The organism is Limnohabitans sp. DM1, from assembly GCF_001269385.1.
Taxonomy (GTDB): domain Bacteria; phylum Pseudomonadota; class Gammaproteobacteria; order Burkholderiales; family Burkholderiaceae_C; genus Limnohabitans_A.
On record NZ_CXOO01000035.1, the window covers coordinates 1 to 21667 of the forward strand.

At 61.2% G+C, this 21667-nt stretch carries 22 protein-coding genes; 8 read left to right on the forward strand and 14 right to left on the reverse strand.

Annotation, left to right across the window (positions count from 1 at the left end):
• Positions 1–120 precede the first annotated feature (120 nt).
• From AMM33_RS14195 to AMM33_RS14205, 3 genes are read right to left on the reverse strand one after another with little or no spacing between them, the layout of a single operon-like run.
• Positions 121–942: a hypothetical protein gene (locus AMM33_RS14195; protein ID WP_194945467.1), complete on the reverse strand. Its 822-nt coding sequence runs from the start codon at positions 940–942 to the stop codon at positions 121–123.
• A gap of 50 nt (positions 943–992) precedes the next feature.
• Entirely contained in the window at positions 993–1901 is a 909-nt protein-coding gene (locus AMM33_RS14200; RefSeq protein WP_090141965.1) for a 2-dehydro-3-deoxygalactonokinase, read from the reverse strand.
• Positions 1898–2869, reverse strand: coding sequence for a sugar kinase (locus tag AMM33_RS14205; RefSeq protein WP_090141966.1), 972 nt, complete (start codon positions 2867–2869; stop codon positions 1898–1900). Before AMM33_RS14205 ends, AMM33_RS14200 begins: the two co-directional genes overlap by 4 nt.
• A 74-nt stretch (positions 2870–2943) precedes the next feature.
• Between AMM33_RS14205 and AMM33_RS14210 the strand changes: the two genes are divergently transcribed.
• Positions 2944–4266, forward strand: coding sequence for an alanine racemase (locus AMM33_RS14210; RefSeq protein WP_228768139.1), 1323 nt, complete (start codon positions 2944–2946; stop codon positions 4264–4266).
• Positions 4267–4334: 68 nt separating this feature from the next.
• Here AMM33_RS14210 and denD read toward each other — a convergent pair whose 3' ends face one another.
• A complete protein-coding gene (gene denD, locus AMM33_RS14215; RefSeq protein ID WP_090141967.1) occupies positions 4335–5339 on the reverse strand; it encodes a D-erythronate dehydrogenase in 1005 nt (334 codons plus the stop codon).
• Positions 5340–5355: 16 nt separating this feature from the next.
• Positions 5356–7104, reverse strand: coding sequence for an IlvD/Edd family dehydratase (locus AMM33_RS14220; RefSeq protein ID WP_090141968.1), 1749 nt, complete (start codon positions 7102–7104; stop codon positions 5356–5358).
• A 193-nt stretch (positions 7105–7297) separates the two neighbouring features.
• Here AMM33_RS14220 and AMM33_RS14225 point away from each other — a divergent pair, with 193 nt between their 5' ends.
• The 5 genes from AMM33_RS14225 to AMM33_RS14245 all read left to right on the forward strand — a co-directional run bounded on the left by AMM33_RS14225 (position 7298) and on the right by AMM33_RS14245 (position 12290).
• Positions 7298–8089, forward strand: a complete 792-nt coding sequence (locus AMM33_RS14225; protein ID WP_090141969.1) for a FadR/GntR family transcriptional regulator — start codon at positions 7298–7300, stop codon at positions 8087–8089.
• A 14-nt stretch (positions 8090–8103) separates the two neighbouring features.
• On the forward strand, positions 8104–8667 hold the full coding sequence (locus tag AMM33_RS14230) for a TRAP transporter small permease (protein ID WP_090141970.1): 564 nt from the start codon (positions 8104–8106) through the stop codon (positions 8665–8667).
• The gene (locus AMM33_RS14235) at positions 8664–9962 is read left to right on the forward strand and encodes a TRAP transporter large permease subunit (RefSeq protein ID WP_090141971.1); all 1299 of its coding nucleotides are present in this window, start codon (positions 8664–8666) and stop codon (positions 9960–9962) included. Before AMM33_RS14230 ends, AMM33_RS14235 begins: the two co-directional genes overlap by 4 nt.
• A 39-nt stretch (positions 9963–10001) precedes the next feature.
• The gene (locus AMM33_RS14240) at positions 10002–11009 is read left to right on the forward strand and encodes a TRAP transporter substrate-binding protein (RefSeq protein ID WP_090141972.1); all 1008 of its coding nucleotides are present in this window, start codon (positions 10002–10004) and stop codon (positions 11007–11009) included.
• A gap of 87 nt (positions 11010–11096) precedes the next feature.
• Positions 11097–12290, forward strand: a complete 1194-nt coding sequence (locus AMM33_RS14245) for a mandelate racemase/muconate lactonizing enzyme family protein (RefSeq protein ID WP_090141985.1) — start codon at positions 11097–11099, stop codon at positions 12288–12290.
• A gap of 141 nt (positions 12291–12431) precedes the next feature.
• On the opposite strand, the gene AMM33_RS14250 is transcribed toward AMM33_RS14245, so the two are convergent.
• Genes AMM33_RS14250 through AMM33_RS14290 form a run of 9 tightly spaced genes read right to left on the reverse strand, consistent with a single transcriptional unit; the run spans position 12432 to position 19793 of the window.
• On the reverse strand, positions 12432–13181 hold the full coding sequence (locus tag AMM33_RS14250; RefSeq protein ID WP_090141973.1) for an SDR family oxidoreductase: 750 nt from the start codon (positions 13179–13181) through the stop codon (positions 12432–12434).
• Positions 13182–13220: 39 nt separating this feature from the next.
• Positions 13221–14261, reverse strand: coding sequence for an L-idonate 5-dehydrogenase (locus AMM33_RS14255; RefSeq protein ID WP_090141974.1), 1041 nt, complete (start codon positions 14259–14261; stop codon positions 13221–13223).
• Between the two features lie 21 nt (positions 14262–14282).
• On the reverse strand, positions 14283–15065 hold the full coding sequence (locus tag AMM33_RS14260) for an SDR family oxidoreductase (RefSeq protein ID WP_090141975.1): 783 nt from the start codon (positions 15063–15065) through the stop codon (positions 14283–14285).
• Positions 15047–16330, reverse strand: a complete 1284-nt coding sequence (locus tag AMM33_RS14265) for a TRAP transporter large permease (RefSeq protein ID WP_090141976.1) — start codon at positions 16328–16330, stop codon at positions 15047–15049. Before AMM33_RS14265 ends, AMM33_RS14260 begins: the two co-directional genes overlap by 19 nt.
• Positions 16327–16866: a TRAP transporter small permease gene (locus tag AMM33_RS14270; RefSeq protein ID WP_090141977.1), complete on the reverse strand. Its 540-nt coding sequence runs from the start codon at positions 16864–16866 to the stop codon at positions 16327–16329. Before AMM33_RS14270 ends, AMM33_RS14265 begins: the two co-directional genes overlap by 4 nt.
• A 54-nt stretch (positions 16867–16920) precedes the next feature.
• Positions 16921–17895, reverse strand: coding sequence for a TRAP transporter substrate-binding protein (locus tag AMM33_RS14275; RefSeq protein ID WP_090141978.1), 975 nt, complete (start codon positions 17893–17895; stop codon positions 16921–16923).
• A 39-nt stretch (positions 17896–17934) separates the two neighbouring features.
• Positions 17935–18273, reverse strand: coding sequence for a hypothetical protein (locus tag AMM33_RS14280; RefSeq protein ID WP_053169794.1), 339 nt, complete (start codon positions 18271–18273; stop codon positions 17935–17937).
• Positions 18274–18292: 19 nt separating this feature from the next.
• Positions 18293–18817 (reverse strand): gluconokinase, encoded by a 525-nt coding sequence (locus AMM33_RS14285; protein ID WP_090141979.1) that lies wholly within the window; start codon positions 18815–18817, stop codon positions 18293–18295.
• Between the two features lie 16 nt (positions 18818–18833).
• The gene (locus AMM33_RS14290) at positions 18834–19793 is read right to left on the reverse strand and encodes a 2-hydroxyacid dehydrogenase (RefSeq protein ID WP_194945468.1); all 960 of its coding nucleotides are present in this window, start codon (positions 19791–19793) and stop codon (positions 18834–18836) included.
• A gap of 194 nt (positions 19794–19987) precedes the next feature.
• Here AMM33_RS14290 and AMM33_RS14295 point away from each other — a divergent pair, with 194 nt between their 5' ends.
• Complete coding sequence (locus AMM33_RS14295) at positions 19988–21043, forward strand: HTH-type transcriptional regulator GntR (protein ID WP_228768140.1); 1056 nt, start codon at positions 19988–19990, stop codon at positions 21041–21043.
• Positions 21044–21222: 179 nt separating this feature from the next.
• On the forward strand, positions 21223–21606 hold the full coding sequence (locus AMM33_RS14300; RefSeq protein ID WP_090141980.1) for a cupin domain-containing protein: 384 nt from the start codon (positions 21223–21225) through the stop codon (positions 21604–21606).
• The last annotated feature ends 61 nt before the right edge of the window (positions 21607–21667 follow it).

Here is a 21667-nt window from a genome sequence, read left to right on the forward strand (position 1 = left end):
TGGCCACCAGCGAATCGCCAATGGCGGGKGCTTCARCGGGSGTGRGGCCGCGCAGGATGGCGATCAAGGGCAGTTGGGCCATGGCTTGCGCCAGGGTTTGAGCGGGGTGGGTGTGGGGTGTCATTTTGAGGTGGTGATGGTTGATTCAGGGCGTGTGCCACGCCCATCGCCCACGGGGTGGGCTCCTACAAAAGAAGGCAGGCGCATGYGYTGTAGGAGCGCACCCTGTGCGCGATGGTTTTCAGGGCGTGTGCCACGCCCATCGCCCACGGGGTGGGCTCCTACAAAAGAAGGCAGGCGCATGCGCTGTAGGAGCGCACCCTGTGCGCGATGGTTTTCAGGGCGTGTGCCACGCCGATCGCCCACGGGGTGGGCTCCTACAAAAGAAGGCAGGCGCATGCGCTGTAGGAGCGCACCCTGTGCGCGATGGTTTTCAGGGCGTGTGCCACGCCCATCGGCCACGGGGTGGGCTCCTACAAAGGAAGGCAGGCTCATGTGCTGTAGGAGCGCACCCTGTGCGCGATGGTTTTCAGGGCGTGTGCCACGCCCATCGCCCACGGGGTGGGCTCCTACAAAGGAAGGCAGGCGCATGTGCTGTAGGAGCGCACCCTGTGCGCGATGGTTTTCAGGGCGTGTGCCACGCCCATCGGCCACGGGGTGGGCTCCTACAAAGGAAGGCAGGCTCATGTGCTGTAGGAGCGCACCCTGTGCGCGATGGTTTTCAGGGCGTGTGCCACGCCCATCGCCCACGGGGTGGGCTCCTACAAAAGAAGGCAGACGCATGTGCTGTAGGAGCGCACCCTGTGCGCGATGGTTTTCAGGGCGTGAGCCACGCCCATCGCCCACGGGGTGGGCTCCTACAAAAGAAGGCAGACGCATGTGCTGTAGGAGCGCACCCTGTGCGCGATGGTTTTCAGGGCGTGAGCCACGCCGATCGCCCATGGGGTGGGCTCCTGCAGAGGGGGGTCTCAAAGGGTGGCGATTTGTGAAGCTCAGCATGCCGATGCCAGCGCAAACAAGCCCGCCCAGGTGGCCTCGGCCCCCCGGCTTTGGCAGGGGATGCGCAGGTGCTGCAGGGCCAGGGTGTAGCGCAGCGTCAGCGCTTCGCTGCCGATCAAAATCACCGGCTCGGTGTGGGTTGCTGCCGTCTGGTGGCGCAGCTCTTCGCCGATCAGCAGGCCCGAAAGATAACTGGGCAATTGGGCTGCGCTCAGGCGTTCAAACAAGCCCAGCGTGCGCACCGCAAACAGGTGGTGCAGCACACTGCCGCGTTGCTGGTTTTGCTGGATTGTGTCCACGCCTTGCAAAAAAACCGTTTCGTCAAAAGCGCCCTGCAGGTCCATCGTTTTGCCCAAAATCGAGTGCTGGCTCATCAGCGCAAACACCTCGCCGGTCATGAAGGTCTGGAACTGCGTGACGCGCCCGCCTTGCACCTGCACCCATTTGCTGTGGGTGCCGGGCAGCACCAGCGTGGCGCTGTCGCGGCCCTCCAAGTGCAGGGCCCCAAAAATTTGCACCTCTTCGCCGCGCATCACATCGGGGGTGTTCAGTGCGTCTGAACCCAAACAACTCAGGCCCGGCACCAAAGCGATGCGCCCAGTTTTCAGCCACAGCAGGTGCTGGCCCAACTCGGCAAATCCTGCGGGGCAGGGGCAGTAGGGCGCTTCTTGCCAGCCCTGGCGGCTGCCCGCCATGCCCGAGATCAGGCAGAGCGCTCCCGGCACTTGCATCCAGTCGCCAAAGAGTTCATCAAACACCGCTTCAAACTGGCCGGGCGGCACGGTGAGGATGCCGCGTGGAAATTCGCGGGATTCGAGCACCTGGCCGCTGGCACCGAGCCGCGCACCGCGCAGCGAAGAGGTGCCCCAGTCGATGGCGATCAAAGGTCTTGTGTTGCTCATGCTGTTGGGCCTTTCGAGGGGGCGTTCAACACCTTCAGCACGGCCTCGCGTGTGGGCAAAGGGCCGACCGCACCGAAGCCTTGCACCGACAGCGCGGCGGCGGCGTTGGCGTAAGTGGTGGCGGCCCACAAGTCGTCGCCCGCCGACAAACGCGCCAGCAGGTTGCCGGCAAAACAGTCGCCCGCGCCCGTGGCGTCAACGGCTGTGACCACATGGCCCGGCAGGCGTTGCTGGTTTTTGCCGTCGCTGGCCAGCGCCCCGTCGGCCCCCAGTTTGAGCACCACCTGCGCCGCAACTTGGGCATGGCTCCAGGCGACGATGTCGGCCGCTTGGGTGAGGCCGGTGAGCGCGGTCATGTCTTCCAGGCTGGGCAAAAACAGATCGCACAAACTGACGGCGTGGTGGATGCAGGCCTGCGCCCGGGCCAGGGGCCACAGCGACAAACGCAGGTTGGAGTCGAGCGCCACTCGCGTGCCGCTGCTGCGGGCATGGGCCATGGCTGCAAACGCGGTGTCGCAGGCCGTGGCGGAAATGGCCAAAGAGATGCCCGACAGGTGAAGCCACTGGCTGCGGGCTATTGAATCGGTCCAATGCGTCAGTTCCTGGGGCTGCATGCGGCTGGCAGCCGAGCCCGCACGCGCATAGCTGAAGTGGTGGCCTTGCGCGTCGTGGCTCACAAAGTACATGCCGGTGGGCGCTTGGTTGTCGCGCAGCACGGTGGTGGTGTCCACGTTTTCGCGCTGCCACAGGTCCATCAGGCGATCACCCCAACGGTCGGTGCCCAGACGTGTCAGGTAGGCCACATTCGCCCCAGCGCGGGCCGCGGCAATGGCGGCGTTGCTGGTGTCGCCGCCAAAGCCTTGTTGGTACAGCGGGGCGTCGCCTGCATGTTCATGGGGCCGCTGGTTGAACTCGACCATGGCTTCGCCAAGCGCCACGATGTCCAGGGTTGGTTTGGGGTGGGTCATGTCAAAAAAGGGCGACGGGGCAGAAGTAAATTCTGGGGTGGAGGTGGGAGAATCATTGTCCAACGCGGACCGCGATGGCCGACATCTTGGAGACAAACAACATGTGGACAGCAGGCACTGAAAGCGATTTTGTACTGAATGCGAGCTGCAAGGGCTACCCCTTGGCGGCCGAGCCTTGCCATGTTTCGGCGCTGGGGCAGCGCGGCTGGCACCTGCTCGATGATGCGCTGGCTTACCCGGTGGCCGTGCTGCGCCGCCCAGCCCTCACGCACAACCTGGCCTGGATGCAGAACTTTGTGCAGCGCAAAGGTGTGGCCCTGGCCCCGCACGGCAAGACCACCATGTCGCCCGAGCTGTTTCGCATGCAACTGCAAGCCGGGGCCTGGGGCCTGACTTTTGCCAATGTGCACCAGTTGCGTGTGGGCCTGGCGGCGGGGGTGCAACGCGCCATCATCGCCAACCAGTTGGTGTCGGATGCCGACCTGGACGGGTTGGACTTGTTGCTGAACCAGTACCCGCAAGCACGGGTCTGGTTTTTGGTCGATTCGCTGGCGCAGCTGCGAACCTTGGCCGACTGGGGCGCACGGCGCGGTCAGCCGCGTTGCTGGGATGTGCTTTTGGAGTTGGGCATCGCGGGCTACCGCACCGGCTGCCGCACCCACGAACAGGCCCTGGCTTTGGCTCAAGCCATGGCAGAGTCGGGCGTGGTGCGTTTGGGCGGCGTGGAGTGCTACGAAGGTGGGCTGGGTCAATGCGACAGCGCCCACGACATGGAAGCCGTGAGCGCGCTGGTGCGCAGCGTGCAGGCGCTGGTGCAACAAATCGATGAACAGCACCTGTGGGGCGGCGACGAGGTCTTGTTGTCGGCAGGCGGCTCGGCGGTGTTCGATTTGGTGATCCCCATGCTCAAAACCCAGGTCAAGAGTCGGCCAGTGCAAGGGGTGTTGCGCTCGGGCTGTTATGTCACGCACGACCACTGGAATTACGCCCGATACCTGAAGCTGGTGGAGGCGCGTGAGGGCTTGAGCGCATCGCTTCAGCCTGCGCTGGAGGTCTGGGCCAAGGTGCAGTCGGTGCCCGAGCCGGGGCTGGCCATTTTGAGTGCGGGGCGGCGCGATCTGTCCTTTGACCAATGCATGCCTATGCCGGTGCGTTGGGCGGCACGCGGACAACGAGGTGAGGGGGCCATGCAGGCCACGCCCGAGTCGTGGAAAGTCAAAGCGCTGAGTGACCAGCACGCGCACATGGTGTTTGATGCCCATGGCCAATGGCCACAAGTGGGTGACCGCGTGGCCTTGGGCATTTCTCACCCCTGCACCACCTTTGACAAATGGCGCTGGATGGCGGTCATCGAAGACGATGGGCGCATCAGCGGGGCGATCAGCACGCATTTTTAAATCTTCAACCCTGAATCAAACGAAAAAAGGCCGCCACGCAGCATGCGCGTGGCGGCCTTTTTTGTCGTTCACTTCAAGCCGTTCAAAGCCTCGGCCGGGTAGCCCGGGCGGGTTTTGCAGTCCTCGATGTACTGCTCAATGATGGCCTCGTAGCTGGCATCGGCCCTAAGGCCCAGCGCGTGTGCGCGCTCGAAGGTGCAGCCCTTGGCCCAGTTGTCCACAATGCCTGCGATGCGCTCGTCTTTTTCAAAAGTCACGCGGGCACGCACGGCAGGTCCTGCGACTTTTTCCAGCGCGGCCAGCATGTCGCTGACCTTGACGTTCAGGCCGGGGAGGTTCAGCGCCATGCGGCCACCGAAGGCTTCGCGGCTGGCTTCGAACACGGTGATCAAACCGTGCACGGTGTTGCCCGGCGAAGAGATGGGGTGCGACACGGTGGCGTCTACTGGGCAGGTGGTGGCTGTGCCCGCCAAAGGCTCGCGGATGATGCCGCTGAAGAACGAAGACGCTGCGCCGTTGGGTTTGCCAGGGCGCACGGCCACCGTCATCAGGCGCGCGGCGCGACCGTCGATATAGCCCTTGCGGGTGTAGTCGGCCACCATGTACTCGATCATCAGCTTGTGCGTGCCATACGAGGTTTGTGGCGTGGGCAAGGTGGTGTCGGCCACCAGCGCAGGCATGGGGTTGGCCGCGTCGGGGCCGAACACGGCCACCGAGCTGGCGAACACCAAGCGCGATGCCTGACCGGACGCACGGATGCTGTCGAGCAACAAGCGGCTGCTGTCCACGTTGGAGCGCAGACCCAGATCAAAGTCCAGCTCGCACTCGCCCGAGACGGCCGAAGCCAAATGGAACACGCCATCAAAGCCGCTCTTGAACAAATCACCTTGTTCCAGCATGGGACCCGCATAGCCCTTGACCCGAGGGTCGGCCAACAAATCGGCGGGGGCGGGGAACAGGTCGGCAATGACCAATTCGCTGACGCTTTGGCCATTGAGTTGGCCACGTTTCAAAATCTCGCGGGCCAGTCGTGCACCCAAAAATCCGGCACCGCCGGTGATCAAAATACGCATGGTGTTTCCTTGAAAATCAGTGGTTGTCTTTGGGCACGGCCGAGCCGCGCTGGCCGACCAGAAAGTCCATGTCCGCGCCTTCGTCGGCTTGCAGCACATGGTCGATGTAGAGTTTCCAGTAACCCGAGTTCATGGCCGGTGCGGGCTTTTCCCACAGGGCCAGGCGGCGGGCCAGCTCTTCGTCGCTGATCAGCAGCTGCAGTTTGCGCTCGGGCACGTTCAGCTCGATCATGTCGCCGTTTTGCACCACAGCCAGCGGGCCACCTGCGGCCGCTTCGGGCGTGGTGTGCAGCACCACGGTGCCATAAGCCGTGCCGCTCATGCGGGCGTCCGAGATGCGCACCATGTCGGTGATGCCCTTGCGCAGCACCTTGGGCGGCAGCGGCATGTTGCCCACCTCGGCCATGCCGGGGTAGCCCTTGGGGCCGCAGTTCTTGAGCACCAAAATGCAGTTCTCGTCCACATCCAAGCTCTCGTCGTCGATGCGCTTGTGGAAATCGTGGCTGTCTTCAAACACCACGGCGCGGCCGGTGTGCACCATCAGTGCAGGTGTGGCAGCACTGGGCTTGATGACCGCACCGCGCGGGGCCAAGTTGCCACGCAGGATGGCGATGCCGGCTTTCTCTTTGAATGGGGCCTCGAAAGTCTTGATGACGCGTGGGTCGTAATTCACGGCGCTGGCGATGTTCTCGCTCACCGTCTTGCCGCTCACGGTGACGATGTCTTTGTGCAGCAGGTGCTCGATCTCTTTCATCACCACGGGCAAACCCCCTGCATAACAGAAGTCTTCCATCAGGTGATCGCCGGACGGCTGCAGATTCAAGAGGCAAGGCAGTTCGCTGCCCAGGCGCTCGAAATCGTCCACCGTGAGCTTCAGCCCCAAACGGCCCGCAATCGCGATCAGGTGGATCACCGCGTTGGTCGAGCCGCCAATGGCGGCCAGCGTGCGGATAGCGTTTTCAAAGGCTTCGCGGGTCAGCACCTTGCTGATGGTCTGGTCGGTGTGCACCATCTCGACAATGCGCCGTCCGGCGTCGCGCGCCAGCACATTGCGGCGGCCGTCCACAGCCGGATACGCCGCGTTGCCAGGCAGGCCAATGCCCAGTGCCTCGACCATGCTGGCCATGGTGCTGGCGGTGCCCATGGTCATGCAGTGGCCATGGCTTCGGTGCATGCAGCTCTCCGCTTCAAAAAAGTCGGTCAGTTTGAGCGTGCCCGCCCGTACCTGCTCGCTCATGCTCCACACGCCCGTGCCCGAGCCCAGTTCTTGGCCGCGCCATTTGCCGTTCAGCATGGGGCCGCCCGAGACGCCAATGGTGGGCAGGCCCACGCTGGACGCGCCCATCAGCAAGCTTGGGGTCGTTTTGTCGCAACCCATCAGCAGCACCACGCCGTCGATCGGGTTGCCGCGAATGGATTCTTCCACGTCCATGCTGGCCAGGTTGCGGTACAGCATGGCCGTGGGGCGCAGCAGGGTTTCGCCCAGCGACATGACGGGGAATTCGAGCGGAAAGCCACCCGCCTCGTACACGCCGATCTTGACCTGCTCGGCCAGGGTGCGAAAGTGCGAGTTGCAGGGCGTGAGTTCGCTGAAGGTGTTGCAGATGCCAATGACCGGGCGGCCGTCAAACTGGTCGTGCGGCACGCCTTTTCCCTTGACCCAGCTGCGGTAGGCAAAGCCATCGCGGTCTTGGCGTCCAAACCATTGCTGGCTGCGCAGGTCTTCGGGTTTCTTGCGGGGAGGGCTGCCGTTGTTGTCGCTCATGGTGCGTGTCCAGGTTGGGAGTCGGTTTTGAATCCTGAAAATCCTATCGTATGACGATAGAAAAACAAACAGGCTTTGTAAAGCCAGCGACATCGGGCAAACCCTAGACACCAAGACGACTGGGCCTAGGGTTTACCAGAGTCTGTGTCGGGCAATCAATCATCATATGATAGGCCGCTGAATTGATAACCGCATGACGAACAATTTCCACAAAAATTCTCTTGATTTACTGGGCCAGGCCATTTTGTCTGGCCGTTATGCGGTGGGCGCGAGTTTGCCGCCCGAGCCGATTTTGTGCGAAGAGCTGGGCGTGAGCCGCACTGTGGTGCGCGAGGCCATCAAGTCTTTGGTGGCCAAGGGCCTGCTCTCCACCGGCCCCAAGGTGGGCACCCGCGTCATGCCCGATGCGCACTGGAACTGGTTTGACCCCGATGTGGTGGCCTGGCAGGCCCGCTGCGGCCTGACGCCCGAGTTTTTGAAAGACCTGCAAGAGCTGCGGCGTGTGGTGGAGCCGGCCGCTGTGCGCCTGGCTGCCGAGCGGGCCACGCCCGAGGACATTGCCCACATCGAAGCCGCCTACGCTGGCATGAAACAAGCGGTGGAAGAGGGCGGTGATTACGTGACACACGACCTGCGGTTTCACGAAGGTTTGTTGCAGGCCTCGCACAACCGCATGCTGGTGCAAATGAGCAAGGCGCTCAATGCCTTGCTGCGTACCAGTTTCGAGATTTCCACCCGCAATCAAGACAGCACCCAGACTTCTTTGCCCCTGCACCGAGCGGTGCTCAACGCGGTCATCGCCCGCAACCCGGCCAAGGCCGAACGGGCGGTCATGGTTTTGATCGAGGGAGCCCGGCAAGACATTGAGCAGGTGCTGGCTTCGCGCCGCAAATTGCCGGTGGTCTCGGGCGTGGCCACCGCCATCAAATCGAAAACCCGGCCTGCAAAACGGGCCGTCCAAAAAGCCGCCAAGGAAGTGGCTTGAGCCGCAAGACACCCATGCAAACCACCATCAACGCTTTTTTCAAACTGCTGGAGTTTCTGGTCGTGGCCTGCCTGGTCGCCATGGTCATCATGGTCTTTGGCAACGTGGTGCTGCGCTACGGCTTCAACTCGGGCATTTCCATCTCTGACGAGATGTCGCGTTACTGCTTCATTTGGCTGACCTACATCGGTGCCATGGTGGCCATGCGCGAAAAAGGCCACTTGGGGGTGGACACACTGGTGCGCCGCCTGTCGCTGGGCGGCAAGAAGCTGTGTTTTTTCTTGAGTGAAATTTTGATGCTGGGCTGCAACGTCCTGTTCTTTTGGGGCACCTGGAAAATGCACGATCTGCAGGTCACCAACATCTCGGTGGTGGTGGGCATTTCCATGATCTGGATTTATGGCATTGGCTACGTCACGGCCGCCGTCATGGGCATCATGAACCTGCACAAACTGATGCTTTTGCTCACCGGTCGTCTGGCCGAGTCGGACCTGGTGATGGTGGTCGAGTCGGAGGATCAGGTGGTGCTGGCCGACATGGCCCCTGAAACCACCCCAGAAGTGCGAGGCCGCGCATGACCATCGCCGTCTTTGTCTTCAGTTTGCTCGGGGCCATGGCCTTGGGCATGCCCATTGCCTATGCCTTGCTCGTGTGCGGCCTGAGCCTGATGGCCTACATGGCCAGCAACGGCATGATCAATGCCTTTGACAGCCAGATTCTGGCGCAGCGTTTTGTGGATGGCGCAGACAACTTTCCCTTGCTCGCGGTGCCCTTTTTCTTGTTGGCGGGCGAGTTCATGAACGCGGGCGGTTTGAGCCGCCGCATTGTGAATTTGGCCATGGCCTGGGTCGGTCATTTCAGGGGCGGTCTGGGCTATGTGGCCGTGATGGCTGCCGTGATCATGGCCTCGCTGTCGGGCTCCGCTGTGGCCGATACGGCGGCGCTCGCGGCCTTGCTGATTCCGATGATGAAGCGTGCCGGCTACAACGTGGGCCGATCGGCAGGTTTGATCGCCTCGGGCGGCATCATCGCGCCGGTGATTCCACCCTCCATTGGTTTCATCATCTTCGGTGTGGCGGCCAACGTGTCCATCACCAAGCTGTTTTTGGCGGGCATCGTGCCGGGCATTTTGATGGGCGTGGCCATTGGCCTGACCTGGTGGTGGCTGGCCAAGCGCGAGAACGTGCAGCCCGCACCGCGCATGCCTCTGTCTGACAAACTGAAAGCCACGCGTGAAGGCATCTTGGCGCTGGGCTTGCCTGTTTTCATCATCGGCGGCATGAAGTTTGGTGTGTTCACCCCGACCGAGGCGGCGGTGGTGGCGGCGGTCTACAGCTTTGTGGTGGGCGCGTTCATTTACCGCGAATTGCCATGGTCCAAGCTCTACGGCCTGATTTTGGCAGCGGGCAAGACGACCTCGGTCATCATGTTTTTGGTGGCGGCGGCCATGGTCAGCGCCTGGCTGATCACCGTGGCCAACATTCCGGCCGAAGTGGCCCGCATGATGGAGCCGCTCATGGGCAACAAGACCTTGCTCATGGTGGTGCTGATGCTCTTGGTCATTGTGGTGGGCACTGCGCTCGACTTCACACCCACCGTGTTGATCTTGACGCCGGTGCTGATGCCCTTGGTCATCAAGGCGGGCATTGACCCGGTCTATTTTGGTGTGCTGTTCATCATGAACAACGCCATTGGTCTGATCACCCCACCCGTGGGCACCGTGCTCAACGTGGTGTGTGGCGTGGCCAAAATCAACATGGACACGGCATTCAGGGGGGTCTTGCCCTTCTTGTGGGCGCAGCTCGGTGTGCTGGCCCTGTTGATCGCTTTCCCTTCCATCGTCATCGAGCCGATGAAATGGATGTTGAGATGATTTCTTAACCCTGTGTGTTTTTTTATAAAGGAGACAGTCATGTTGAAACGCAGAAATCTGGTGGCCCTGATCGCGGGCACATTCCTGGTGGCATCGAGCGCCATGGCGCAGTTTGCCGACCGCAACATCAAATTCACCAACGGCGTGAACGAAGACCACCCGGTGGGCGTGGGCGTCAAGAAGATGCAGGAAGTGCTGGCCGCCAAAACCGGCGGCAAGATGAAGATCACCGCCTTCTGGGGCGGTGCAGCGGGCGGCGACTTGCCAGCCACCCAAGCCTTGCGTGCGGGCACCCAAGAGATGGTCTGCACCTCCAGCTCGCCGCTGGTGGGCATCATCAAAGAGCTGGGGGTGTTTGACCTGCCCTTCCTGTTTGCCAACGAAAAAGAAGCCGATGCGGTGCTCGACGGCGCAGCGGGCAAGTACTTCAATGCCAAGCTCGAAGCCGCTGGCCTGGTGAACCTGGCTTACTGGGAAAACGGTTTCCGCAACCTCACCAACAGCAAGCGCCCGGTCACCAAGCTGGAAGATTTTGACGGTGTGAAAGTTCGCGTGATGCAGAACAACATCTTCCTGGACACCTTCAAGACCTTGGGCACCAACGCTGTGCCCATGGCCTTTGGCGAGGTGTTCACCGCCCTGGAAACCAAGACCATCGACGGCCAGGAAAACCCCTTTGTGACCATTGAGACCTCCAAGTTCAATGAAGTGCAAAAGTTCCTGAGCGTGACACGCCACGCCTACACACCTTTCCTGGTGCTTTACAGCAAAAAGCTGTGGGACCAGCTCAACCCGCAAGAGCAAGCCGTGCTGCGTGAAGCGGCCATGGAAGGGCAGAAAGTGCAACGCGCCGCCAACCGTGCTTTGAACGAAAGATCCCTGGCCAGCCTGAAGACCAAGGGCATGCAGGTCAACGAGGTGAGCGCGGCCGAGCAAAACCGCATCCGTGCCAAAGTCGCTTCGGTGTACGACAAGCACAAGGACTCGATCGGTGCTGACGCCATCAAGGTGGTTCAAGACGAGTTGAAGAAGTCTCGCGGCGGTTGATTCTCCGCGCTCAGCCTGTTTGCTGAACCCGCAAGCTCCACAGCCGACCGCTGTGGGGCTTTTTTAACGACTGAAATGGGTGTTGCCATGAAAATCACGCAACTCGAAACCATCCGCTTGGGCGAATTTCCCAACATCATCTGGGTGCGCTTGCACACCGACGAAGGCCTGGTGGGCCTGGGCGAAACCTTCATGGGCGCGCAAGCGGTCGAGGCCTATTTGCACGAATGGGTCGCGCCCAAACTGGTGGGCCAAGACCCGTTGGCCATCGAGTCCCGCCAGCGCGACATCACCGGCTATTTGGGCTGGCGCGGGTCCGGTGTGGAAACGCGTGGCAACTCGGCAGTCGACATCGCGCTGTGGGATATTTTTGGCAAAGCCGCGGGCATGCCCGTTTACACCGCTTTGGGCGGCAAGAGCCGCGACGAGATCCGCGTGTACAACACCTGTGCCGGTTACCAATACATCCGCAGCAACGTGAACCAGACCAGCAGCAACTGGGGCTTGGGCAACAACGCCGGGCCTTACGAAGACCTGCAAGGCTTTTTGCACCGCCCCGACGAGGTGGCCGAGTCGCTGCTGTCTGAAGGCATCACCGGCATGAAGATCTGGCCGTTTGATGTGGCCGCAGAAAAGTCGCACGGGCAGTACATCAGCCCGCAAGACCTGAACACGGCGCTGGAGCCCTTTCGCAAAATCAGGAATGCGGTGGGCGACAAGATGGACATCATGGTGGAGTTCCACAGCCTGTGGCGCTTGCCCATGGCGCAAAAGATCTCACGAGCCTTGCAGGAGTTCGACACCTTCTGGCACGAAGACGCGATCCGCATGGACAGCCTCGATTTGCTCAAGCAGTACGCGGTGGACTGCAAGGCGCTGATTTGCGCGAGCGAAACGCTCAGCTACAAATGGGGCTTCAAGGACTATTTGCAAACCGGCGTGGCAGGTGTGGCCATGCTCGACTTGAGTTGGTGCGGGGGCCTCACCGAAGCACGCAAGATCGCCGCCATGGCCGACGCATGGCAGCTACCCGTGGCCCCGCACGACTGCACCGGCCCGGTGGTCTGGGCCGCGTCTACGCACCTGTCGCTGCACGCGCCCAATGCCTTGATTCAAGAGAGCGTGCGCGCTTTTTACAGCGGCTGGTACAAGGAGTTGGTGACCGAATTGCCACAGGTGAAAAACGGCATGATCAGCCTGAACGACAAGCCGGGTTTGGGCTTGGAGTTGCTGCCGGATATGCACAAGCGGGCTGATGCGGTGGTGCGGGTGAGCCGGTGATTGATGGTGGTCTGTTGTTTGGGCTTTTGCGCCGAACAAGCCATCGCCCACAGGGGTGGGCTCCTACAGGGCAATGCAGATCTTTTGTAGGCGGCCCCCCGTGGGCGATGGGCGTGGCACACGCCCATCGGTAGCTAAAAATCAGCCACGCCCCACAAACGGCATGTTGGTGGCCATCACGGTGGTGAACAAGATGTTGGCCGACAGGGGCAAACGTGCCATGGTCAGGAAGGTCTCGACCACTGCGCTCATGTCCATGCGCGGCTCGGCCTTGATGCTCAGGTCGGCCTGGTGCACGCCTTGCGCCATCTTGAGCGTCATGTCGGAGGCCACGTTGCCAATGTCGATCTGGCCCACGGCGATGCTGTAAGGGCGGCCATCCAAAGACGCAGCGCGGGTCAGGCCCGAGATGGCGTGTTTGGTGGCGGTGTAGGCAATCGAGCCGGGGCGCGGTACATGGGCCGAAATGGAGCCGTTGTTGATGATGCGGCCGCCTTGCGGGCTTTGCTCTTGCATCAGCTTGAAGGCATACGACAAGGTGTAGAACGCGCCATTCAGGTTGATGTCCACCGCACGGCGCCATTCGTCGCCTGACAGGTCGCCCGGCAAGGTGTAGGGCAGGGAAATGCCTGCGTTGTTGAACACCAGATCGAGTCGGCCAAAGCGCGCGCGGATCTGCTCAAACAGCGCTTTGACTTCAGGCTCTTTGGACAGATCGGTCGGGATGGCATGGGCGTGGCCAGCGTTGGCACCCGATTCAGCAACGGCCGCAGCCAGCGCATCGGCGCGACGCCCGACCAGAACGACTTGCCAGCCTTCTTGCAGCAGAGCCAGGGCGCAGGCTTTGCCAATGCCAGAGCTGGCACCGGTGACGAGGGCGATTTTCGACATGTGTTGACTTTCAGTGGGGTCTTGAAAAAACGGTGATTGTCAGGCGTTTTGGAAAGAAATCTGTACCTTGAGTGACTGGCTTTTGTCGGCCGCCAAGTCAAAGGCTTCGATGGCGCGCTCCAGGGGCAGAACGCTGGTGATGACGGGCTTGCCGTTGACCAGGCCTTCGTTCAAGAAGCGCACAGCGGTGGCAAATTCGGCGTGGAAGCGGAAGGTGCCACGCAGGTCCACCTCTTTGGCCACGATCTGTGTCATGGGCAGGCTGATGTCGCCGCCCATGCCCACGGTGATCAGCACGCCGCGCGGCGCGATGGTGTCCAGGCCCATGCGCAAAGCGGCTTCGCTGCCCGAGGCCTCAAACACGACGTCAAACTGGCCTTTGTCCACCTTGTAGGCGTCCAGCGCTTGTGGCTGGGTCTTGAGGTTGATGGTCTCGTCCGCGCCCATCTCTTTGGCGCACTTCAGCGGCAAGTCGGCGATGTCGGCAGCGACGATGCGCGCTGCACCTGCACGGCGCAAAGCACCGATGAGCAGCGAGCCAATCGGGCCACAACCGGTCACCAGCACCTGCTTACCCAGCACGCTGCCTGCGCGCTGGATGGCGTGCAAGCCCACGGACAAAGGCTCGGCCAAAGCGGCTTCGGACAGGCTCAGGTGGTCGGCAATCGGGTGGGCTTGGTAGCCCTCGATGATCAGTTGCTCGCTGAACCCGCCCTGGATGTGCGGAAAGGGCATGGCGCTGCCATAAAAACGCATGTTCAGGCAGTGGTTGTGCTGGCCCGCCTGGCAAAAGCGGCAATGGCCGCAGGGGCGCGACGGCGAGATGGCGATGCGTTGGCCTTGGGGCACGCCGCTCACACCCGCACCCACAGCATCCACCACGCCCGAGATCTCGTGGCCCAGTGCAATGGGCTGCTTGATGCGCACGGTGCCAAAACCGCCGTGTTGGTAGTAATGCAGGTCCGAGCCGCAAATGCCGCCATAGGCCACATTCACGCGCAGTTGGTATTCGCCCAAAGCGGGCAGTTCGGTGTTTTCAATGCGCAGGTCTTTGGCCGAGTGGCAGACAACGGATTTCATGGGAGGTTCCTAGCAAAAGCTTCAAAGGGTGGCGGTCACGCCGCCGTCAACGTAAAGGATATGGCCATTCACAAAACGTGAGGCGTCGCTGGCCAAAAACACGGCCGCGCCGCCCAGGTCTTGCACATCGCCCCATCGGCGGCTCGGTGTGCGGCCCACCAGCCAGCTGCTGAAGGCCGGGTCATCGACCAGCTTTTGGTTCAGCTCGGTCTTGAAGTAGCCCGGGCCAATGCCATTGACGTTGATGCCAAACTGGCCCCAGTCGATGGCCATGCCTTTGGTCAGCATTTTCACCGCCCCCTTGGTGGCGGTGTAGGGAGCTATGCCGGGACGGCCCAGCTCACTTTGCACCGAGCAGATGTTGATGATCTTGCCGCGTCCACGCGGGATCATCTTTTTGGCCACCGCCTGGCCCACGTAGTACACGCTGTCCAGGTTGGTCTTCATGATGGTGTGCCAATCGCTGTCGGCATACTCGTGCAACGGGCCGCGAATCTGCATGCCCGCGTTGTTGACCAGGATGTCGATCGGGCCATCGACCTCGATGTGCTCGACGGCAGCACGTACGCTGTCGGCATCGGTCACATCAAACACCGACGTGCTGACCGACAAACCTTGGGCTTGCAGGGCAAGAGCTGCGGCCTCCACCTTGCTGGCCGTGCGGCCGTTCAGGACGACGTGTGCCCCGGCTTGCGCCAGCGCCTCGGCCAGCGCCAAACCAATGCCCGCCGAAGAGCCGGTGATCAGGGCGCGGTGGCCCGATAAATTGAAGGAATTCAGAACATTCATCGCATCAGCAACCATTTCAAAGGAACCATCACCAAGCTTGGGAAGGCAATGAGCGAACCCATCACCACCACCTGGGAGATCAAGAAAGGCATGACACCACGGATGACGTCATGCATCGGAATGCGGCCCACGCCGCACACCACGTTGAGCACCGTGCCCACAGGCGGTGTGAGCAGACCAATGGCGTTGTTCATGATGAACAGCACGCCAAAGTAGACCGGGTCAATGCCCGCTTCGCGCACCAATGGCATGAGTACGGGCGTGAGGATCAGCACCGTGGGCGCAAAGTCCAGCGCCGTGCCCACAATCATCACCAGCAGCATCAGCATGACCATCAACAGGGTTTTGTTGTCGATGAAGGGCCGCAAAATTTCGACAATCTGCGCCGGGATGTTGGCCACCGTGATGAGCCAGGCCGACACCAAGGCTGCCGCCACCAAGAACATGACGACCGAAGAAGTTTTTGCGGCCGCCAAAATGATGCGGTACAGATCCTTGACCTTGATTTCGCGGTAGATGAACAGACCCACGAACAAGGAATACACCACCGCCACCACAGCTGCTTCGGTGGGTGTGAAGACGCCCATCTTCATGCCGCCGATGATGGTGATGGCCAGCAGGTAAGACCAAAACGCGTTGATGGTCACCGAGATGCGTTCTTTGAACGGCACTTTCTCGGCCACCTCCACCTTGTCCTTGCGGGCCACGATCCACCAGGTCACGATCAGGGCAAAACCCATCATGAGCCCCGGGAAAATGCCCGCCATGAAAAGCTTGGAAATCGACACGCCGCCGATCACGCCAAACAAGATAAAGCCAATCGAGGGAGGAATGACTGGGGCGATGATGCCGCCCGCGGCAATCAGGCCCGCCGAGCGGTCCATGCGGTAACCGGCTTTGCGCATCATGGGCAGCAAGACGGCGGCCAGCGCGGCCGTGTCGGCCACGGCCGAGCCCGACAAGCTGGCCATGACGATGGCGGCAAACACCGCCACATAACCCAGGCCGCCTCGAAAGTGTCCCACCCACACCATGGCCGAGTTGACGATGCGCCGGCTCATGCCTCCTGCATTCATCAGCTCACCGGCCAGCATGAAAAAGGGCACGGCCATGAGCGGAAAGTTGTCAGCGCCGTTGATCAGGTTTTGCGACACGATCTGGGTGTCGAAGTTGTCCAGGTGCAGCATCAGCGCCACGCCCGAGACCAGCAGCGAAAACGCCAGCGGCATGCCCAGCGCCATGGCGGCGAGCAGCGACACAATGAACACAACGACGGTCATTTTTGGGCCCCTTGGGTGTGCGCGATCACGACCTCTTCGGAGTCTTGCACCTGGATCAAATCGGTTTCCTCGAAGTTGCCTTTGGCCAGCTGCACCAGCTTGCCCAGGATCATCAAGCCCATGGCCACGCTGGTGACATAGCCCACGCCATACACCCAGCTCATGGGGATTTCGGTCACGGCCGAGCGCGTGCTGGCGTTGATGCCGTGCTGCTTGAAGGTGCCGTAAAACATGAGGGTGCAGCAGCCCAGCATCAGCAGGTTGGAAACAGCGAAGGCGATTTTTTTGCCGCGAAGGCTGAGCTTGCGCACGATGGAGTCCAGACCCAAGTGGCCGTTTTCACGCATGGTGACAATGGCGCCCAGGAAGGTGATCCAGATGAACAAAAACCGCGACAACTCTTCCGAGCTGATGATGCCGTCGTTGAAGCCGTAGCGCAGCACCACGTTGCCAAACACCATGATGACCATGGCCGACAACATGATGACCAGCGTGAGCTCTGCCAGCTTGAAGAAAAGGTCGTTGATTTTTTTCATACGGGGATCAAAAAAAGCCCCCTCCAAAGAGGGGGCGAGTTTTCAGTCAGACCATCACTTGGTGTCTTCGATGGCCTTGAGCAAAGCCGGGCCGTTTTTCTCGCCAAAAGTCTTGGCAATCTCGGCCGACACGATCTTCTGGAACGGGGCCATGTCCACGTTCTCGATCACTTGCATGCCGGACTTCTTCAAGTCGGCCACCACCTTGCCCGCGTTGGACGCGTTCAGGCTGCGCTGGAAGGTGGCCGCTTCGCGGGCCGCATCCACCATCACTTTTTGGTAGTTGGCGGGCAGGCTGTCGAACTTGGCCTTGTTCATGGCCACCACCAGGGGCGAGTACACGTGGTTGCTCACCGTCAGGTGCTTTTGCACTTCGTAGAACTTGGACGACCAGGTCACGTTGATCGGGTGTTCTTGCGCGTCAAAGGTGCCGGTCTCCAGCGCGGTGTACAGCTCGGCAATCGGCATGGGTGAGGGGTTCATGCCCAGCAGGCGGAAGGCCTGGATGTGGTACGGGTTGGGCGTGGAGCGGATCTTCAGGCCCTTCAAGTCATCGGGCTTGTTGACGGGGCGTTTGTTGTTGGTGAAGGCACGCCAGCCGTTTTCCCAATAGGCCAGGCCCTTCAAGCCGTGCGGGGCCAATTCGTTGAGCACGCCCGTGCCCACCGCACCGTCGAGCACGTTGTAGGCGTGTTGCGCGCTGCGAAACACAAAGGGCAATTCCATGGCCGCCGTGTTGGGCACGATGCCGTTGAAGTTGGACGCGCCGCTGGAGACGATGTCAATCGTGCCGCCGCGTGTGCCGTTGATCATGGCCGCATCGTTGCCCAGCTGGTTGGCCGGGAACACGGTGATTTCCACATCGCCGTTGGTGCGTTGTTTGACCAGTTCGGCCAGCTTCATGGCGGCGGCGTGCTGGCCGTCGGTGGCGTTGACGGCGTGGCCCATTTTCAGGTTGAACTTGGCAGCGTAAGCGCTGGAGCCGACGGCGGCGACCAGGCAGGCGAGCAGGATGCGGGAAAGTTTCATGGTTTGTCTCCGGGTTGATTTAAAGGACTGTCGCGAAACTCAATCGGTGGGCAGCGCGTATTCATCGGCGCTGAAGACGGTGTGGAACACGGTGCCATCGAACATGGCGATCATGTCTTTGGACACTTCTTTGCTTTTCATGCGCACCTCAGAGGCCAGGGCGATCTCGATCGCCTCGCGGCTGGGGTAACGCACCGACAGCACCATGCCAAAGTGCGGGTCATTCACGTCGCTTTCGACTTGGCGCAGCACCCGCACTTCTTGTGCGCCCGGGAAGCGGGTCCACAGCGGCACCAGGTTCTCGCGGATATAGCGGTTGAACGCGTCCTCCATGCCGGGTTTGACTTGGCCTTGGAAAAATGCACATCGAATGAACATGAGGGTGCTTTCTAACAACTCAGAGGGCAGGGTGCAGGCGAGTCTGCAAAACCTGAAGCGCTTGCTGGAGCATGTCCTGCACCGACTCGGTGATGGGCAGGCGGAGGACATCAAGCTCATCGGCCTGGGGTTTTTCGAGGGTCCGGAACTGGCTGTCCAGCAAGCCGGGCTGCATGTAATGGCCAACACGCTGCTGCATCCGTTGTTGGATCAAATCGAAGTCGCCATCCAGAAAAACAAAGCACACATCGCCTGCTTGTTCGCGGATGCGGTCGCGGTACACACGCTTGAGTGCCGAGCAAGCCACCACGCGGCCTGGTTCGTGCGCTTGCGCGAGATAGTTGCCAATGCGGTCCAGCCAGGGCCAGCGGTCGGCGTCTTGCAGGGCAATGCCAGCACGCATCTTGGCCACGCTTTCAGGCAGGTGCAGGTCATCGCCGTCGACCATCTCCAGGCCCAGGCGCTCGCCCAGGGCCGCAGCCATGGTTGATTTGCCGCAGCCGGACACCCCCATGACGATCAGGCGCAATGGCATGTTGCTCATGTTGGGATGCCGCCGCTCACTTGACCATGCTCATGCACTCGGGCACGGGTGTGCGCAAGGGCTGGCCTGAAATACCGGCCTGCATGTTGGCAAATGCCAGATCGGCCATGGCTTGGCGCGTTTCGGTGGTGGCGCTGGCCATGTGCGGCGTCAGCACCACGTTGCGCAGGCTCCACAGCGCCTCGGGCACATGGGGCTCGTTGGCAAACACATCCAGGCCTGCGCCCGCGATGGTGCCGTTTTGCAGGGCGGCGATCAGCGCCTCTTCATCGACCACGCTGCCACGCGCCACATTGATCAAAAAGCCGCGAGGACCCAGGGCCTTGAGCACTTCGGCATTGATCAGGTGCTTGGTGCCAGCGCCGCCGGGCGTGATGGCCACCAGAAAATCCACGTTCGCCGCCAGCGCGGCCGCTGACGGGAAAAATTTGAAACCGGAATCGGCCTTTTCGGTGCGGGCGGTGTAGGCAATCGACATGCCAAAACCCTTGGCGCGTTGAGCAATGGCTTTGCCAATGCGGCCCAAGCCCACAATGCCCAAGCGAGCGCCCGAGACCTTGCGGCCCAAAGCCATGGGGCCGTTGGGCCACTGGCCTGCGCGCACAAACTGGTCCGCTTGCGGGATGGCGCGGCCCACCGACAGCACCAGGCCCATGGCCAGATCGGCCACATCGTCGGTCAGCACATCGGGGGTGTGGGTGACGGGTATGCCGTGCTCGATGGCTGCAGCCACATCCACGCCGTCGTAGCCCACACCAAACACCGACACTACTTTGGCGTTCGTCACTTGCGCCAGCAGGTTGCGCGGCACGCTGGCCTCGCCAGTCCCGGCTACGCCCACGATGCGGGGGGCCAACTCAGCGAAGGCAGTGGGGTCGGTGATGTGGATGCGGTCATGCACGGTGTAGACCGATTCCAGCGCTTGTTGATAAAAAGGGTGGAGTTTGGCCACAGCCAGCACTTCGGGTTTGGACACGTCAATGATTCCAGTCGAAAAAACAAATCCGGACAGCGCTGTCCGGATCAATAAAAAAACGCAAACAAAAATTCTATGCTTTTGCCCAGCTTAAAAAGACAGTCAGCAGGGTGATCAACTTAAAATCTTCATTCTCGATTTGGGATAGCGCTATCCTATCGGCTTCGCTTGTCCTTCTTGCTCCGGATTAACCCTTGCCCAACGCCATTCCTCCGATCACCAAGACCACCAAAAGGCACCGCGCCACTGGCCGCGTGACCTTGACCGACGTCGCTCAAGCTGCAGGTGTCAGCCCCAGTACCGTGTCCCGGGCTTTGCGGGGCGAGCGTGCGGTGGACCCCGCCTTGATCGAACGCGTGCAGGCCGTGTCTGCCAAGCTCGGCTACGTGCCCGACCCGGCGGCGCGGGCCTTGGCCTCGCAACGCAGCAACCATGTGGCCATCCTGATTCCGCTTTTGTCCAATGCCTTGTTTGTGGATTTGCTCGATGCAGCTCAAAAAACATTGCGTGCCGCAGGCTACCAAACCCTTATGGGTGTCACGCATTACGACGCCAGTGAAGAAGAGCAATTGCTGCGTGAGCAACTTCTGCACCGTCCAGCGGGCCTCTTGGTCACGGGACTGGACCACAACGCAGTGACCCGAAAACTCATGGAAAGCAGTCAAGTGCCTTTCGTGCACCTGATGGATTTGCCAACGGACCCGCACGCTGTGGGCCCTTACTGCGTGGGCTTTCGGCAAACCGATGCCGGTGCGGCCATGACGCGGCATTTGTTGCAAACTGGTCGGCGTCGCATTGCATTTGCCGCTGCGCAGTTGGATCCCCGGGTCATGCAGCGTTTGTTCGGCTGGCGCAGCGCTTTGCAAGAAGCCGGTTTGTACGAGGCCACACTGGAATTCCTCAACCCCGCGCCTTCATCCTTGGCTTTGGGTGCGGTGATGTTTGAGCAAATCATGCAGCAGCGGCCCGCTGTCGATGCCATCTTTTTCTGCAACGACGATTTGGCGCAGGGGGCCTTGATGGCCGCTTTGCGAAGGGGCATCGCCGTGCCGTCGCAGGTGGCCATCGCAGGCTTCAACGACCTGACCGGCAGCGACCAGATGCTGCCGCCGCTGACCACGGTGCGCACACCTCGTGCGCAAATTGGCGAGGCGGCCGCGCAGATGCTGCTGAGCCTGATGCGTGGTGAAGAGCCCGCAGAGCCGCAACGCGACCTAGGCTTTGACATCCTCCAGCGGCAAAGCACCTGAATCGTCGGTGTTGCGCGCGGTGTGATGGGCTCTGAACACTTCGGCCCCAACAACGAGGACCGTGCATTTGTAGGTCGGCGGCTTCAGCCCCGACATGGGGTGTGATCCATCCTCCAAGGCTTGTCTCGGGTGTTGACTCGGCGACAATCGGGCTTTGCAGCTTTCTTGAAATCCTTGCCATGAGCACCCTGAAAAAAGTCATTCTTTTTACCGATACAGACGGCCGCGCCCGCTTTCGTGACGAGATGGTCGAGTTGACTGAAGGCACGCCCCAAAGCCAGCTTTCGCCTTTGCTGCCCAGTGGGGGCTACCAATTGCGCCACAGTCCTGTGGGCTTTCAAAGCAGCTTCCATTGCACAGGCACCACGCAATGGTTGTTTGTGCTCAGCGGTCAGATGGAAATTTTTCTACAAGATGGCAGTTCGCGCATTTTTGGGCCCGGCGAATTTTTCTATTCGGGCGACACCTTGCCCGATGGCGCCACCTTTGACCCCGCCGTGCACGGCCACAGAAGCCGCCAGGTGGGCACCGATCCTCTGGTGACCTTGTTCGTGCGCGACTGAGCGCAGAAACAAGGGCATCCATGCTGACGGCACCACTGCACAGATGCGGGCCACAGCGGGC